We start from the raw sequence: 16,453 nt of genomic DNA, 5'->3' as shown, positions 1-16,453 counted from the left end.
CTTGCTTATATATGTTGACCATATAGCAAGGACATGTATTGTAACATTATAGTTGGTATGCATATTGCTATTTTATGGAGCTATAAGAAAGATTGGTCTTTGATCAGCTTTTAGCAGGATCTAAGTTTGTTGTAGAAAACGTTTAATTTAAAGCGCTTTATGCTTTCTAAAAAATGGGAATGCGAGGCAGGGGATGCAGATATAAATATTTGTGATTTGGAAAGCATTGCCGATAGTAAATGTTACGAAAAAGAAACGACAGAAAATAGACTGTCAGAATAGCAGTCAGAAAGTGCTAAAGTTTGAGAGAATTAAAATATGGATGAATTAAAGAAATCGAAGAATTCCTTTTGGATGAGCGAATTTGAGGATGGAAATGCTGAGTATATTCCTATTATAGGTGAGGAGATTGAACAGGATACTGATGAAATTCCTGTTCCCGATGAGTTGCCGGTGTTGCCATTGCGAAATACTATATTGTTTCCGGGGGTAATTGTTCCCATTGCTATTGGTCGTGAAAAATCTCATCGCCTTATTAATGATGTAAAAGAGTCAAATGGCTATTTTGGCACCTTGACACAAATTGATTTTAAGGTGGATGATCCTGGCATTGATGATTTGTATAAAACCGGGACAGTAGCCAGAATCGTAAAAATCCTTCAAATGCCAGATAATTCCACTACGGTTATTATTCAAGGTAAGAAACGCTTTGAATTGGTGGAGATGGTGAGTGAGGATCCTTATTTTATTGGTCGGATTCATGTACTTCCGGATGCAGAGCCTCAAGGGGATAAGACAAGAGAATTCGAAGCGGTCGTATCTTCATTAAAGGATTTGTCTTTAACCTTAATAAAACAAAGTCCCAATGTTCCTCCGGAAGCTTCGTTTGCCATCCGTAATATTGAAAATCCTGCTTTTCTGATAAATTATGTTTCATCCAATACGGATATTCCTGTAAAAGAAAAGCAACGACTGCTTGAGATTCATGACCTGAAAGAGCGGGGAATGCGGCTGGTTGAGTTTTTGGTTCGTGAGGTCCAGCTGATGGAGATAAAAAATGACATTCAGTCGAAAGTAAAGCAGGATATTGACCAGCAACAACGGGAGTATTTGCTTCAACAGCAAATGAAGACCATTCAGGATGAGCTGGGGTCAAGTCCATTAGAACAAGAAATTAAAGAACTTGAAAAGCAAGCTTCTAAGAAAAAGTGGTCAGGAGAGATAGCTGATCTTTTTTCGAAGGAGGTTGAAAAATTACATCGTTTAAATCCTGCGTCTGGTGAATATTCCATTCAATATAATTATCTGCAAACTTTGTTGGACCTTCCATGGAATGAGTATACTGAAGATAATTTTGATTTAAAGCGTGCCCGGCGGATCTTAGACAGAGATCATTATGGATTGGAGAAGGTGAAGGAACGGATCATGGAGCATCTTGCGGTTTTAAAATTGAAAAGAGATTTAAAATCACCTATTATATGTTTGTATGGCCCTCCCGGCGTAGGCAAAACTTCATTGGGAAAATCGGTTGCAGAAGCATTAGGGCGTAAGTATGTCAGAATGTCATTGGGGGGACTTCATGATGAAGCTGAAATTAGAGGCCATAGAAAAACTTATATAGGAGCCATGCCAGGTAGAATCATTCAGAATCTTCGAAAAGCCGGGTCGTCAAATCCTGTATTTATATTGGATGAAATAGATAAGATTAGCAATAGTTTTCATGGAGATCCTGCATCTGCATTGTTGGAAGTTTTAGATCCTGAACAGAACAACGCTTTTCATGATAATTTTCTTGAGGTGGATTTTGACCTTTCGAAGGTTATTTTTATTGCTACGGCAAATACTTTAAATACCATTTCTCAACCCTTACTAGATCGGATGGAATTGATAGATGTTAGTGGGTATGTTCTTGAAGAAAAAGTAGAGATTGCTAAACGTCATCTACTGCCTCAACAGATGGAAAATCATGGTATTCCCAAAGGGAAGATTTCTTTGCCAAAGCGCACATTGACATATATTATCGATCATTATACCCGAGAATCCGGTGTTCGAGAGTTGAACAAAACGTTGGCTCGTTTATTTCGGAAAATAGCATTGAAACTGGCAACTGATGAAGAAGTGAAAAAAAGTATTGCGGTTTCCGATGTTAGGGAGTTTCTTGGTATTGAAAAATATTCCAAAGATACTTGGCAGGATAATAAGTTTGTTGGGGTTGTTACCGGCCTGGCATGGACTGCTGCGGGAGGGGAAATTCTTTTTGTGGAAAGCAGTTTAAGTAAGGGGAAAGGTCAATTGACACTTACAGGAAATTTAGGTGATGTTATGAAAGAGTCTGCCATCCTTGCCCTTGAATATTTGAAGTCGCATGCGGAGATACTCAATATAGAAGAAAAGGTTTTTGATGAGCATAATGTCCATGTTCATATTCCTGAAGGTGCCATTCCTAAGGATGGTCCATCGGCAGGCATAACGATGGTAACGTCTTTGGCGTCATCATTTACAGGACGTAAGGTGAAGGCTCGGATCGCCATGACCGGGGAAATAACACTTCGTGGCAAGGTGCTTCCGGTAGGGGGTATAAAAGAAAAAATATTGGCTGCTAAACGTGCCGGAATTCGTGAAATCGTTTTGCCCGCAGACAATAAAAAAGATATTGAAGAAATTAAGTCCATATACATAGAAGGATTGATTTTTCACTATGTGGAAAATATCAATGAGGTGTTGGAACTTTCCCTTGTTGATTAAAAAGTATTATTGCAATATGTCTTTAATTTAAAACTTTTCTGTTTTCAGTGGAATGAGAAAGGAATTTTTCCTCAAAAGCATTCATTATTGTTTGCATTTCAGGAGTAAGCCGAGATAGAGCTTTGCGAATGATTGATTTGGGGATATGTTCGAAATAGGCTTCTGCTAATCCGCCTGCTATTGATGCTATGGTATTACTTGGACCACCTATAGAAATAGCAAGGCGGATGGCTTCTTCAAAGTCAGATGCTTCCAGAAATGCTGCGAATGCAGGTTGTACCGGAGATATGTCACTGTCTGGTGAAATTTTTATGGACTTCCAGTTTTGTACCGTTATTGAGAGATCATAGTCAAAAGCCTGGCCGATGAATGTTTTTATCTCTTTCTTTGTCCCCGTTTTTCTGCACATATGTATGGCTGCCGCAACGGCTTTGGCAGCTTTGATGCGTTCAGGAATATTGTGGGTAATTTTTGTGCTTATCTCTGCCTCGGATAAAGCCTCATCGATGTTTCTGGCGGCAAAGCCGATAGGACTGATTCTTCTTGCAGCTCCGTCTCCTTTACTGATGTATGGCGTTGTGTCGTCTGATAGGGCCCATTCCAGAAACAGGGGACGATAACCTGCTTTAGGGAAATTCCGCACCCATTTTTTGAGTGTTTTCTCGTATGTTGTCCGATTAATTATGGCATCTGCTGTGGCGAGTGTTAAAATGGTATCATCTGTAAATGCGGATGAGGGTTTGAATAGTTGAAATTCGGTATTTGAAGCATTGTCGGTCTTAAATGCAGATCCTATAATGTCTCCAATGATGGCACCTTTCATAGTCTGGCTTAGGTTTAAAATGGTTTCTTATGAAAATAGTACACTAATATGATAAGTTTCGAGGTAAAAACAAAGTTTTTTTTAATATATTATCGGCAGTATTGATTCCCTTTTTTTGTAAAAGATCTGAAGTGTATTTGTTAACTATTAATTTGTATATTTGAGTAATTCTGTTGTTTTTATGGAAATGCCTGTGTTGTAGAATTGAAATGATTGGATAGATTAAAAAATAATGATATTTCGGTCTAGTGTTCAAGTGAAAGGTTGAATTATGAAATCTGGTAAAAAAAGAATAGAGGATTTTCTAATGGTTCTTGCTTGAGATTAAATATGATGGTTGGTTGTCTGTTGTAAAATAAAAAGGGTTTATCCTTTTGATGAACGTATATATATTGAAAAAAGAAAAATTTTTGTTCTGAATTCATGAAACAGGTCCTTAAATATTTATTCTTTACAATTGCCATTTTTGGTAGTTTTTTCCTGTTATGGTATTTTCGTTCAATAGTTGTTTTTGTGGGGGTTTCAGCAGTTATTTCATTGGTTACTCGACCAATGTTCGATCTTTATTGTCGCATTCAGATAGGGCGATTTTTTGTGGGAAAGACGCTGTCTGCATTGCTGACGGTTTTAACTTTATGGGTCGTAATTGTTTTGTTTTTCCGTTTTACGGTTCCTTTAATTGCTTCTGAAATCCAATTCTTTTCAAGAATAGATGTTCCGGTTGCTTTGGACAAAATCGGGAAATTACTCTCTGATACTTTTGCGCCACTCAAACATTCGGAGATTGGACGCACCATAATGAGTGGCTTTGAAAGGCAGTTTGAGGATGCATTGCTGACATTTTTGGATTTTGAGCAGGTACGTCAGTTTTTTGCTTCATTGGCTGGCTTTTTGGGCGGTGTTTTTATTGCAGCATTTTCGATATCTTTTATAACTTTCTTTTTTTTAAAAGAAGAGGGATTACTCATAGGCGGTATTTTGCTTTTTGTTCCTCAGAGGCATGAGACCGGAATTCGGCATGCTTTGCTCTCCATTCGATATTTGTTGAGAAGATATTTTTTGGGGATACTTATCCAAACGATGTTGGTTGGCACTATTGTAACCAGTGGTTTTTCAATATTAGGAATCGGATTTAATCATGCGGCTATTATAGGGATTATAAGTGGTTTGATGAATATTATTCCTTATCTGGGGCCTCTGTTTGGTGCATTTTTTGGCATTAGTGTAGGTACTTTGGTCTACTTGCAACTCCCGTTACCATATTCTTTTTTTTCCTTTTTTGGAGGAATGGTGTTGGTTTATGTTATTGTTCAATTAATGGATAATATATTGTTTCAGCCACTTATTTTTTCCAGTAGTGTAAAAGCCCATCCTTTGGAAATTTTTATTGTTATATTGGGCGGAGGTTATTTGGCAGGAGTCTTGGGAATGTTTTTTGCAATTCCGGTTTATACCATCATTCGAGTTATTGCCAGAGAGTTTTTTAACAATAATGAAGTGGTTAAAAAGCTTACAGACCGGATGTGAATTCAAACGAATTACTTTTTTGTTCTTTGTTGCAGAGCTTCTCGAATGTTAATTCTTTTTTCTCCTTGCATAGCAGTAATGTATGCTTCCTGAAACCCTATCTGTTTTACCAAGTCACGAAATTCAACCGCTTCTTCATATGAGGTGAAAATTCCTAGCGTAAACTGGTTTATATCATCATAGTCAATTTGACGAAGCGAAACCATATTTTGTTTGAATTTGTCCATGTCTATTCCCATGTAGGCTCCCACCTGAACGCTGAAAAAAATTCCGTCGTCTGGAATTCGGAATCTTATTGTATCCGATACTGGGGTTATTAAGATTAACTGATCTATATTTGAGGATAATTCTGAACCTAGAGGAGTCTTATGGGTTATTTTTTCTTGATTTAGTTTTGCCTTTTCATGTGGCTTTTGTCTGGGATTTGAAGGATTGTATTGTGTTAATATAAAAATACAAGACAAAATCAGCAAAGCAGTCACACTGAATAGTCCTGTTTTCATTTTTTTAAGGTATCGGTTTTTTGTTATGTTTTCTTTTTGGAGTCGTGAAAGCTCTTTTTCTAATGCTTCACGCCGAGTTTCCTCTTTCCATTGTTTAAAAGCTTCTTCGTGATCGCTCATTTGGATTTTTTTTGAAATTACAAATCCTTTTTAATCAGATTAAAAATTTCTTTAATAGATGGGTAGGTGTTATTGGTAAATTGTTCAGTTTGGTCCAAATTTACCCAGTTAACTTCTGTTATATCTTCTTCTTGTTGAGGGGTGGGTTTTTTTTGCCCGTAATAGATCATTTCGAACCATTTGGTTTCTTTTAAAACAGGGATGTTTTTAATGTAATAAGTATGGAACGTTGAAGTGATGGGGTTAAGTATTTTGAGGTTGTCAATATTACATTCTTCTTCTACTTCCCTAATAGCTGCGTCTTCAAAGGTTTCTCCGGGTTCAAGTTTGCCTTTGGGTAGATCGTTTTGACCTCTGCGTGCCATGCCCAGAAAGTGTTCTTTTTTTGGGTCCCAGACAAGTCCACCGGCAGCGGGGATATTTTTAAAGTTTTTTTTGAAACGCAAGAAAAGCTCATGTTCATTGTGATGATAGATGTAAGCTTCTTTTCTGTCTTTATTGTGTTCAAAATTTCGGATAAACTTTCTTAATTCTCCTTCACTTCCTAATTTATGTATGGCACTAAATTCTGGAGTAAGAACCGAATCGATTTTGTTCGTTAAAAAGATGACTCTATCTTTAAAAAATATCTTGTACATTTGCGACATGGAAAATTTGAAAGAAAAAATAGCCCTTCAGCTATTGCAAATAAAAGCAATAAAACTACAACCTGCAAACCCTTTTACATGGGCTTCAGGATGGGTTGCCCCCATATATTGTGACAACCGCCAAACGCTTTCTTATCCAAATATTCGTAATTTTATTAAGATTGAGTTTGCGAGGCGCATTTTGGAACGATGGTCTTCTGTAGACGTTATTGCAGGTGTTGCAACAGGTGCGATTGCACAAGGGGCAATGGTTGCTGATTTGTTGGGAAAACCATTTGTTTATGTTCGGTCCAGTCCTAAAGGGCATGGGTTGGAAAATTTAATTGAAGGCGATCTCAAACCTGGACAAAAAGTGGTTGTAATAGAAGATCTGATTTCTACAGGCGGAAGCAGTCTTAAGGCGGTTGAGGCTTTACGAAATAACGGAGCTGAAGTTTTGGGTATGTTTGCTATTTTCTCTTATGGGTTTAAGATCGCTGAGGAAAACTTTTCCCAAGCAAACGTGGAGTGTGAAACCTTGAGTGATTATCAGACCTTAATACGAATCGCTGCTGAAGGCGGATATGTTTCGTCTGATGATTTGAATGCTTTGGCAAAATGGAGAGATGATCCTGCCAATTGGAAGAAATAGTTATGACAAGATTTGAAAGTGATATAAAAGCAGTTAATCAACCTGCTTCCAAGATTTACAGTAAATTATCGGACTTCGACAATTTTGAGGATCTTCTTCCTTCAGATAAGATTAAGGATTGGAAAAGTTTTGGCGATAGCTGTCGTTTTGAAGTTGTTGGAATAGGGCAGGTTGGGTTAAAAATTATTGACAAGGAACCTGCCAAAATGATCAAATACACAGCTGATGGATCTGTTCCTTTTCACTTTTTTCTTTGGATTCAATTAAAAGAAACGGATACTGCTACAACAAAAGTTAAAGTAACCTTGGATGCCGAATTGAATCCCATGCTTAAGATGGTGGCTTCCGGTCCATTGCAGAGGTTCGTTGGGCTTTTAGGAGATGCCATAGCATCTCATTCCTATTAAAGGATAAATTCTACTTCCTTAAAAGCATATTTCGATATGGCGCCGTTGCTCCGAGTCAAATAGAGGTGACCGGCTGGTCCGATTTTATTTATTGAAGCCAGAAATTCTCCCGTTTTGTCACGGTATTTGAAAAAACCTGTCTTCCTATATAGAAAAGAAAGATACTTTTCTTCAATATCATTTGTGTTTTCTTCCTTTAGATTTTCATAATGTTCGAGAATGGACTGGTATAACTGGAGAAAAACATTTTTCAAATCCCAGCTCTTTCCACTGATTAATTTCATAGATGTGGGGTTGGGAATAGTAGAAGAAAAATTGATTTGGTTGATATTTATTCCGATTCCCACGACGGATTGACTTATAAGGTTTCCATTCAAAGAATTCTCGATCAGTATTCCTCCAAGTTTTTTATTGTTATAATAGATGTCATTGGGCCATTTGATTTCAATAGGTGATATTAACTTCCCGAGAGCAACAGCCAATGCTACGGAGATGGTTTTTGAAATGATGAATTGGTGGGCAGGGGCTACCATGTCGGGGTATAATACGATTGAGAAAGAGAGATTCTTTCCAGGGGCTGATTCCCATGAATTTCCTGGTTGGCCTCTTCCGGCTGTTTGATTGTTGGTGATAACCACCGAACATTCTGTCAGGGTTTGTTGTTTCAGTAGCTCTTTCAAATGGGTGCTCGTGGAAGGGATGCTATTTAATTGAATAATTTCAGGGACTGATTTCATTTGTCTGGAATTTAAGGTCATTTTGTCACTCCGAGTGGTGAGTGTTGACAAAAATAGCTATATATGTTCTATTAAAGTATTATCTTTGAAGTCAAAATTAATTATGGCATTGTTTTTTCAGGAAAATTAAGTTGTCTGGTTGGTAGAATTGGATTTTAGTAAAATTTCATGGTGTGATTTTTTGATTGAATTCAGTTGGTTAGACCTATTGCGCAGAGCCTGGCAACAATTGCAATGAAAAGAAAATGCATAAAGAAACGCGAGGCTATTTGTGTGCCATTCAGCCAATAGTTTGAGTAAGATTTATACAAATGAATAAAATGCAGTAGTGAATGATTGGAAATAGTAATGATGTTGTATCATCCGAAAAGTTGGTAGAAGCGATAGTCGAAGGAATTCAGGAAAAAAAAGGGAATAACATTACCATTCTTGATCTTAGAAACATTGAAAATAGTATTGCAGAGTATTTTGTTATATGTGAAGGTGATAGTAATATTCATGTTGATGCAGTTTCTGAATCCATAGAAGAGATAGTTTTAAATCATGCCGGTGAAAAACCGTTTCATGTTGAAGGGAAACAAAATGCCGAATGGGTATTAATGGATTATCTGAATGTAGTTGCACATGTTTTTCAAAAAGAAATAAGGCAATTTTATAATCTTGAAGAGCTATGGGCCGATGCTGCCAGAACTGATATAGAGAATTTATTTTAACTGGACTTTTACTTTTAGTAAATATATATGACAGAAAACAATTTAAAAAATCACAAAGGTCAAAAACAAGAGCCGGAAAAATCACAAAGCGACCGGAATAATTCCAATCAATTTTTGAAGAATCAAGGAGGGGGAACTGACGGAGGGGATAAACCCCAGGGACCCAAAATGCCTAAATTTAATGTTTATTGGATTTACGGGCTTATTTTGCTTGCCCTTATTGTCGTGAGTACCTTTAATTTAGGGCAAGGACCCCAAAGCCTATCCTACAGCCTGTTTGAGGATCAGCTTTTGCCAAGTGGGGACATCAGAAAAATAATCGTTGTTACCAATGAAGGAGTAGCAGAGGTAACTCTGACAGAAGATGCGTTGGATAAGCATAGCGAGTTATTTCGTAATGGTTATACCCCTACTAAAATAGGTCCTCATTTTGCCGTAAAGATACCAACCATTGATAGATTTGAGGAAGCTCGTAAAGATGCTGAGAATGAAAATAATATTAAAATACCGGTAGAATATGAAGAAAGGGTGAATTTCTTCAGAGATTTCATAGGTATGGTATGGCCCCTCCTGCTGGTGATTATTATTTGGGTCTTTATTTTTCGACGAATGAGTTCTCAAGGTGGTGGAGGCGGTGCTAGTAACATATTTAGTGTTGGAAAATCTAAGGCTAAGATGTTTGATCGTGAGTCCAACATTAAGGTTAATTTTGATGATGTTGCAGGTCTTGAGGAGGCGAAGCAGGAGGTTGAAGAGATTGTGGAATTTTTGAAAAAACCTGAGAAATTTACAGAGCTAGGTGGTAAAATTCCTAAGGGAGCTTTGTTAATAGGACCTCCCGGGACGGGGAAAACTTTATTGGCAAAAGCTGTGGCAGGAGAAGCCAATGTGCCGTTTTTTAGCATGTCAGGATCAGATTTTGTGGAGATGTTTGTGGGGGTTGGAGCCTCCCGCGTTCGTGATCTATTTCGAAAAGCTAAAGAAAAAGCACCTTGTATTATATTTATTGATGAGATAGATGCAATAGGTCGGGCACGTGGCAAAAATGCTGGTTTCAGTAGTAATGATGAAAGAGAGAATACCCTCAATCAGTTACTTACCGAGATGGATGGCTTTGCCTCTAACAGTGGCGTTATAATTCTTGCCGCTACCAACCGGGCAGATATTTTAGACAGAGCTTTAATGCGTGCCGGTCGATTCGATCGTCAGATTACTGTTGAATTGCCTGATTTGAATGAACGTAAGGATATTTTTAAAGTACATTTACGTCCTTTAAGACTTAAAGAGGATGTAGATCCAGATTTTCTGGCTAAACAAACGCCTGGTTTCTCAGGTGCCGATATTGCAAATGTTTGTAATGAAGCTGCATTGATTGCTGCCAGACGAAATAAAAAGCTGGTTGAAAGGGAAGATTTTATTGATGCGGTTGATCGGATAGTTGGGGGGCTGGAAAAGAAAAACAAAATTATTAGTAAAGATGAAAAACGACGGATCGCCTATCATGAAGCCGGACATGCCGTCATTAGCTGGTTGCTGGAGCATGCCCATCCCTTGGTAAAGGTAACCATAGTACCTAGGGGAAAAGCGTTGGGAGCGGCTTGGTATCTTCCGGAAGAACGACAATTGACAACAACGGAACAAATGCTTGACGAAATGTGTTCTGCCCTGGGAGGACGTGCTGCTGAAGAGTTGATGTTTAATAGGATTTCTACCGGGGCATTGAATGACCTGGAAAAAGTAACCCGTCAGGCCTATGCGATGGTTAGTTATTTTGGAATGAGTCCGAAATTGGGAAATATCAGCTTTTTCGATTCTTCTGGTCAAAGTGAGTATTCTTTTCACAGACCTTATAGTGAGAAAACAGCAGAGCTTATCGATCGCGAGGCTGCAGCCATTATTGAAGAACAGTATGCCAGGGCGAAAAAAATATTAACAGAAAATAAAGAAAAACACGCTCACCTTGCGGAGTTATTGTTGGAGAAAGAAGTTATTTTTAGCGAAGATTTGGAGCGAATATTTGGAAAGAGAAAAGGACCGCAGCACTTTATTTCGTCGAATGGGAATAATGATAGTCCAGAACTGACGGGGGAAAAAGATATAGTTAATTCGGATCAACAGAATGTATCTGACGATAAGAGCATAGATCAAGATAAGGATAAAAATGAAGGATCCGATAAATAATAGTAATTCTAAGGAAATTATTCTCTCCAAGTTGAGGAATTCAAAACCTCGGTCGTGGGAAATGAAATGGCAGGATGAAGTTCCTGACGGAGAAGTGTTTGAAAGGTTGTTGGATCCACTCTCTTCTTTTATAGAGGAATTGGAAGGATTGGGCGGACAGGTATTCATTGAAAAGAATGAAGAAGATGCCTGGCTGAAGCTCAAATTACTTTTACGGGAAAGAGGTTGGGAATACTTTGTGGTGGAAGATGGTACCATAAAAGATAAATGTTTGGGAAATGATATTCCCATCGCAGAATCTTTTTCTGAGTCAGATGATTCGGAAGTCGGATTGACAGGGTGTGAGGCATTGGTTGCCTTGACAGGCAGCGTTATGGTGAGTAGTTCCGCGTCAGGTCGAAAAATGAATATTTTTCCATCAATTCATGTAGTATTGGCCGCTAAAGATCAATTGGTACATTCCATTAAGGATGGATTTGAGCGGATAGAAGCAAAATATGGACACCGACCTTCCCAAATATCCTTGATTTCAGGTCCTAGCCGTACGGCAGATATTGAAAAAACCCTTGTTATGGGTGCTCATGGTCCCCGCGAATTAATTGTTGTAATATATAATTGATCTTCAATAGATGCATCATTTAATCCAAGGATGATCTTCAGATCTATTGATGAGTGTGTTTTTTGTGACGATAATTTCTTTTTGCATGAATAATTTTTGGCAACGTACCATAACAGGTTTTCTTTTTGTTGTAGCTATTATCTTAGGATTATGGTGGAATCCTTTGGCATACATGAGCATTTTTGCCGTAGTAATTTTGCTTGGGATGCACGAATTTATGAGAATGATGCAGGGAATGGATGTGAAGGTCCGATATTTTTGGTCACAAACAATAGGGATTTTTTTGTATGTTGGATCATTCTTATTTTTTTATTCGCATATACAAGCGCGTTGGTTGGTGATCATTGTGCCACTTGCTGGAGGGGCTTTCCTTTCGGAATTGTATTTTAAAAATAAAAATTCTCTTCTAAATATTGCAACCACCTTAATCACACCATTGTATGTTGCGCTACCATTTGCTTTTTTGCATCATTTAGCTTTTTACGGTGGTGAATATAACCCAAAATTGTTGTTGGGTTTTTTTCTGTTAGTATGGGCGAATGATTCAGGCGCTTACATTATGGGTTCTCTCTTTGGCAAACACAAATTGTTTCCTAGTGTTTCACCGGCTAAAAGCTGGGAAGGAGCTATCGGCGGCATTTTCTTTACAATTCTAATAAGTATTGGTTGTTTTTATTATTTTGGTATTTTAAGCGTTATTGATTGGATTGTGGTTGCTGGTCTGGTGGGCGTGTTGGGAACCTATGGCGATCTTATTGAGTCGATGTTAAAGCGCAGTGTCAACATTAAAGATTCTGGAAGAGTCTTTCCTGGGCATGGAGGCATTCTTGACCGATTCGATGGAGTCTTTTTCTCAGCTCCCGTTGTAAGTTGCTATCTTTTGTTTTGTTAACTTTGCATGTCTTTTAAAATTTGAAAATCTATGACAATTCACAAGGAAGGTTTTGCCATTTTGACAATTGTATTTTTGATTTTGGTAGGATTAAACATTGCCATTTATTTTTCTGTTAGTTCGCCTGCCCCTGTGCTTAAATGGACTATACTGTTGTCTTTTTTCTTGTTTCTCTTTTTTGTTGCCTTTTTTCGCAGCCCCAAACGAAGTGTTTTTTTGCAGGATAAAGCCATCATTTCCCCTGCAGATGGAAAAATCGTGGTGATAGAAGAGACTGAAGAGAATGAGTTTTTAAAAGAGAAGTGTATTCAGGTTTCTGTATTTATGTCAGTATTCAACGTGCATATTAATTGGTTTCCCGTATCTGGGATTGTACGCTATGTAAAACACCATTCTGGACGTTTTAAAGCTGCTTATCTGCCAAAAGCTTCTTTTGAAAATGAACGAACCACCATAGCCTTAGAAACAAAAGGGGGAGCAACCATACTTGTACGGCAAATTGCTGGGGCACTGGCCCGACGTATCGTTTGCTATGCAAAAGAAGGGGATTCTATGAGACAGGGACAACAAATGGGGTTTATCAAATTTGGTTCGCGAGTGGATATTTTTTTGCCACTGGGGAGTCGTATTGATGTAAAACCTGGCCAGCGGGTGAAAGGGAAACAAACCATTATCGGATGGGTCGATTGAGTTGAGAGGGGAAAGGCCCTTCCTAAAGCTTTATTCCCATAAATATTACGTCATCAACCTGATCCAAGTCTCCCTTCCATTGATGGAAATGGTGTTTAACAGCTTTATATTGTTTATCCATGGGGAGATGATGGATTTTTTCCAACATGTTTTTGATGCCCACCTTCATGAATTTCTTTTCTTTGGGGCCCCCAAACTGATCCGAAAAACCATCTGAGAATAAGTAAATAAGGTCATTGGGGTTGCATTGGTATTCCATGTTAACAAACGGGGTATCTCCATCGACTAGGGAATCTCCAATACTTCGACGATTTCCTTTGTAAATAACCAGTTCATCATTGAGGTATAGATAGACTGGACGCTTAGCAGAGGCGATCCTTACTTTATTGGTTTCTATTTCAATTTCGAGAACGGAAATATCCATGCCGTCATGGGTGTTTTCTTTGTTTTTGCTGTTTTGAAGTAATACTTTTATTTCCATGTCTAATCGTTCCAGTAAAGATGCTGGTGAGTTGACATTTTTCCGTTTGACAATATCATTAAGCAAAGTGCTACCGATCATGGACATGAAAGCTCCCGGGACACCATGACCTGTGCAGTCGGCACAGCCCAGGATAAAGTATTTCTTAGTTTTGTGAAACCAATAAAAATCACCACTAACGATGTCTCTAGGTTCAAAGAAAACAAAGGATTCCGGGTAATTGGATTTTAATACATTAAGAGGTGGCAGGATGGAGGATTGGATCGTTTTTGCATAGTTAATGCTATCGGTAATGTCTCGGTTTTTCCTCTCAATTTCTGCTTTTTGTTCTCTAAGCAAAATGGTTTGTTGGTCAACAGCTTTTTGCAATTGTTCCTTCTGACGTTTTAAATTTTTTTCCCGAATAATGATTATCAGATAAACAACATATATGATAAGGGCTGTCAAAGTCAGATAGAACCATGGTTCTTTCCAAAAGGGGGACGCAATGGAGAAGGAAACAGAAACAGGTCCCGAGGCGACTCCGTCAGCATTAAAGGCTCGAACTCTCAGCGTGTAATGGCCGCTGGGTAAAAAGTCATATTCTCGAAAGTTTGTGGTTCCCAGGTTGATCCATTCTGAATTTTCTGCTCCTGAGCTTTGAGATAATTGATACTGATAGGTTACCTGATTGGTTTTTTTAAAACTGATTCCGATAAAGTTAAAGCGGAACTGATAATTTTTTCTGTAAGGGTATGGAAGTCTTATACGGTCGCCTGGCTGGTAATTTTTACCTGATATTGATATGTCGGTGAAATTGAGTGCAGGAGGAATAACATTTCTTGAGTGTTTTTCAGGGAAGTAATGGATTGCCCCTTGGGTGCCAGCAAACCATAATGTTTCATCTGAATCTTTTACGATTTGATAAAAGTCTGAGCTAATACCTGCCTCATGGTCATAAACTTCAATTTTTCCGGTCCTGCTATCAATCATGCTCAATCCCGGATGGTGGGCAATCCATAGACGGTCTTTTTTGTCCACAGAGATACTGTAACAAAAATTTTTTGCCAGGCCATTTAATGTGCTAAATCTGTGAATAGAATCGTTCCCGTATTGGATTACACCTTGCCCTCGTGTGGCAAGCCAGATGGTTTTGTCAGATGTTTGGACCATGCCATTAACATCTATCGGGGAATCGGATATTTTGTGTAGCTCGATGCGCGTATCATTAATTTGGCATATGCCACTGTTTTTGGGACCGATCCATAGTTTGTTTTCCTTGTCAATATAGACAAAATTAATGCTGTTGTGTGGGAGGCCTCTTTCTGTGGTAAGATGTTCCGTTTCTCCGGTTTTTGTATGGATGGAAAAGAAACCTCCATAGGTTGCCAAATAAATTATATCTCCTTTCCCAGAAAGATCTCTTATTTTCAGGCATGGTTGCTTGTTCGAGTAAGCCCATTTTCTGAAATTTAAATTTCCTGGTTGACGGAAATAAAGACCATTGTTTCCGGTGGCAGCAAAGAGTGTCCCGTTAGGGAGCTGATACAATCCTGTTATTTCATCGTTTGGAATACCCAACTCTGTATCGTAATATTCGAAATTGGTTAAGCAATAGGGATCGGTTTTTATTAGTCCTTTATCCAACCCCAGCCAGAGCGTGCTATCGTGTCGCAACACTGATAACACTTTGTTCTTTTCAAATCCGATGTTTTTCAGATTGTAGAATACATAATATTTGTTAGTCAGAAGCGAGGTGCCTCCTCCATAGGTAGCCATCCAATAGTTTCCTTCTCGATCACACAATATATCTCTGACATAATTATTACTTAATCCATTTTCCATTGAAAAATGGTAAGAATCCACATAGGTTTGTGTGTCTGGGTGGTATATCAACTTAATAATTCCGTCTCCCCATGTGGCTAAAAGTAGGTTGCCATTGGGTTCCTCTTCTATGTCTTTAATGTTTTCCCATTGAATGTCGAAGGTTAGGCAAAGCGAGTTGTCAACAATGTGTTGAGCAGTTCCCGCTGATCGTGAAAATAAGTAGAAGCCGTTGTCTTCTGTCCCGATCCAATAGTCGCCAATGATCCCTTTTCTTGGGACGATACAGGAAATTTTGGTAAGTGGAACTTGAGCTATTCTTGTTGCGGATATTATGGAATCGCTTTTGGACAAAATCACCCTATATAATCCTTCGGAAGTTCCGGATAATATAGTATCTCCGTTGACACCAAATGAAAAAATAAGCTTTTGTTTTAAAGAAACATGGTTTAGCAGTTTGTAATCTAAAGTGTTTTTGTTGATAATGATGAAACCTTCATTTTGGCAGGAAAGGAGGATTTTATCTTTATTGAGGTTTCTGATTGCTGTGACTGGACTTTGGGTATTGGCAATTCTTATGGGGATGAAGTGATTTTTTTTATATAAGGTAATGTCTCCGTTGTTATGGCCGATCCATAAAAGGCCGTCGGAAGTCAGATGAAGGGCAGTTATAAAATCGTCAGCGAGTGAGTCGTTTCTGTTATAGTTGTTGAATTCTATGCCATTATACTTCACTAGTCCTTCGCCTGTCCCCATCCAAATGTAACCGTCCTGGTCTTGTTCCAGTGCATAGACAAAGTTCTGCGGTAATCCTACGTTGGAATCAAAAGTTTTAAATCTGAAAGATTGTGCCTCCAGAAAGGATGGATACAATAATAGCGGAATAACAAGCAGCAGTGTATTTTTCCAAAATCGATTGCCAAAATCCATAAGT

Annotated in this window: 14 protein-coding genes; 9 read left to right on the top strand and 5 right to left on the bottom strand. The window is 38.3% G+C overall.

The features are described 5' to 3' along the window. Positions 1 to 318: 318 nt before the first annotated feature. Positions 319 to 2,745, top strand: a complete 2,427-nt coding sequence (gene lon / locus ACT29H_RS06185) for an endopeptidase La (protein WP_444820739.1) — start codon at positions 319 to 321, stop codon at positions 2,743 to 2,745. Between the two features lie 22 nt (positions 2,746 to 2,767). Here the strand turns inward: lon and ACT29H_RS06180 are convergent, their stop codons facing one another. After that, positions 2,768 to 3,568, bottom strand: coding sequence for an ADP-ribosylglycohydrolase family protein (locus tag ACT29H_RS06180; RefSeq protein WP_444820738.1), 801 nt, complete (start codon positions 3,566 to 3,568; stop codon positions 2,768 to 2,770). Between the two features lie 423 nt (positions 3,569 to 3,991). Here ACT29H_RS06180 and ACT29H_RS06175 point away from each other — a divergent pair, with 423 nt between their 5' ends. Next, positions 3,992 to 5,095: an AI-2E family transporter gene (locus ACT29H_RS06175; RefSeq protein ID WP_444820737.1), complete on the top strand. Its 1,104-nt coding sequence runs from the start codon at positions 3,992 to 3,994 to the stop codon at positions 5,093 to 5,095. 11 nt (positions 5,096 to 5,106) lie between these two features. On the opposite strand, the gene ACT29H_RS06170 is transcribed toward ACT29H_RS06175, so the two are convergent. After that, a complete protein-coding gene (locus ACT29H_RS06170; protein WP_444820736.1) occupies positions 5,107 to 5,718 on the bottom strand; it encodes a hypothetical protein in 612 nt (203 codons plus the stop codon). 17 nt (positions 5,719 to 5,735) lie between these two features. Next, on the bottom strand, positions 5,736 to 6,356 hold the full coding sequence (locus ACT29H_RS06165; protein WP_444820735.1) for an NUDIX hydrolase: 621 nt from the start codon (positions 6,354 to 6,356) through the stop codon (positions 5,736 to 5,738). A 7-nt stretch (positions 6,357 to 6,363) separates the two neighbouring features. On the opposite strand from ACT29H_RS06165, the gene pyrE reads away from it, so the two are divergent. Both pyrE and ACT29H_RS06155 read left to right on the top strand, forming a co-directional pair. Next, positions 6,364 to 6,996 carry an orotate phosphoribosyltransferase gene (gene pyrE / locus ACT29H_RS06160; protein WP_444820734.1) on the top strand — a complete coding sequence of 211 codons (633 nt, stop codon included), beginning with the start codon at positions 6,364 to 6,366 and terminating at the stop codon, positions 6,994 to 6,996. A 2-nt stretch (positions 6,997 to 6,998) separates the two neighbouring features. Continuing rightward, complete coding sequence (locus ACT29H_RS06155; protein ID WP_444820733.1) at positions 6,999 to 7,403, top strand: SRPBCC family protein; 405 nt, start codon at positions 6,999 to 7,001, stop codon at positions 7,401 to 7,403. Here the strand turns inward: ACT29H_RS06155 and ACT29H_RS06150 are convergent. Further along, entirely contained in the window at positions 7,400 to 8,140 is a 741-nt protein-coding gene (locus ACT29H_RS06150) for a biotin--[acetyl-CoA-carboxylase] ligase (RefSeq protein WP_444820732.1), read from the bottom strand. The genes ACT29H_RS06155 and ACT29H_RS06150 overlap by 4 nt on opposite strands. A 332-nt stretch (positions 8,141 to 8,472) precedes the next feature. Here ACT29H_RS06150 and rsfS point away from each other — a divergent pair, with 332 nt between their 5' ends. The 5 genes from rsfS (at position 8,473) to ACT29H_RS06125 (ending at position 13,235) form a co-directional block, all read left to right on the top strand. Beyond that, positions 8,473 to 8,853, top strand: a complete 381-nt coding sequence (gene rsfS / locus ACT29H_RS06145) for a ribosome silencing factor (protein ID WP_444820731.1) — start codon at positions 8,473 to 8,475, stop codon at positions 8,851 to 8,853. A 27-nt stretch (positions 8,854 to 8,880) separates the two neighbouring features. Further along, a complete protein-coding gene (gene ftsH / locus ACT29H_RS06140) occupies positions 8,881 to 11,034 on the top strand; it encodes an ATP-dependent zinc metalloprotease FtsH (protein ID WP_444820730.1) in 2,154 nt (717 codons plus the stop codon). Then, on the top strand, positions 11,015 to 11,653 hold the full coding sequence (locus ACT29H_RS06135) for a LutC/YkgG family protein (protein WP_444820729.1): 639 nt from the start codon (positions 11,015 to 11,017) through the stop codon (positions 11,651 to 11,653). The genes ftsH and ACT29H_RS06135 overlap by 20 nt, the downstream gene beginning before the upstream one ends. A gap of 85 nt (positions 11,654 to 11,738) precedes the next feature. Next, on the top strand, positions 11,739 to 12,545 hold the full coding sequence (locus tag ACT29H_RS06130) for a phosphatidate cytidylyltransferase (protein ID WP_444820728.1): 807 nt from the start codon (positions 11,739 to 11,741) through the stop codon (positions 12,543 to 12,545). A gap of 30 nt (positions 12,546 to 12,575) precedes the next feature. Beyond that, a complete protein-coding gene (locus tag ACT29H_RS06125) occupies positions 12,576 to 13,235 on the top strand; it encodes a phosphatidylserine decarboxylase family protein (RefSeq protein WP_444820727.1) in 660 nt (219 codons plus the stop codon). Positions 13,236 to 13,257: 22 nt separating this feature from the next. Here ACT29H_RS06125 and ACT29H_RS06120 read toward each other — a convergent pair whose 3' ends face one another. Further along, positions 13,258 to 16,449 (bottom strand): ligand-binding sensor domain-containing protein, encoded by a 3,192-nt coding sequence (locus tag ACT29H_RS06120; RefSeq protein WP_444820726.1) that lies wholly within the window; start codon positions 16,447 to 16,449, stop codon positions 13,258 to 13,260. Positions 16,450 to 16,453: the final 4 nt, after the last annotated feature.

The sequence above is a fragment of the Thermophagus sp. OGC60D27 genome, assembly GCF_052400625.1.
Taxonomy (GTDB): Bacteria; Bacteroidota; Bacteroidia; order Bacteroidales; family Marinilabiliaceae; genus Thermophagus.
Note: the sequence above shows the minus strand (reverse complement) of the source record. Positions and strands in the feature narration are given on the sequence as shown.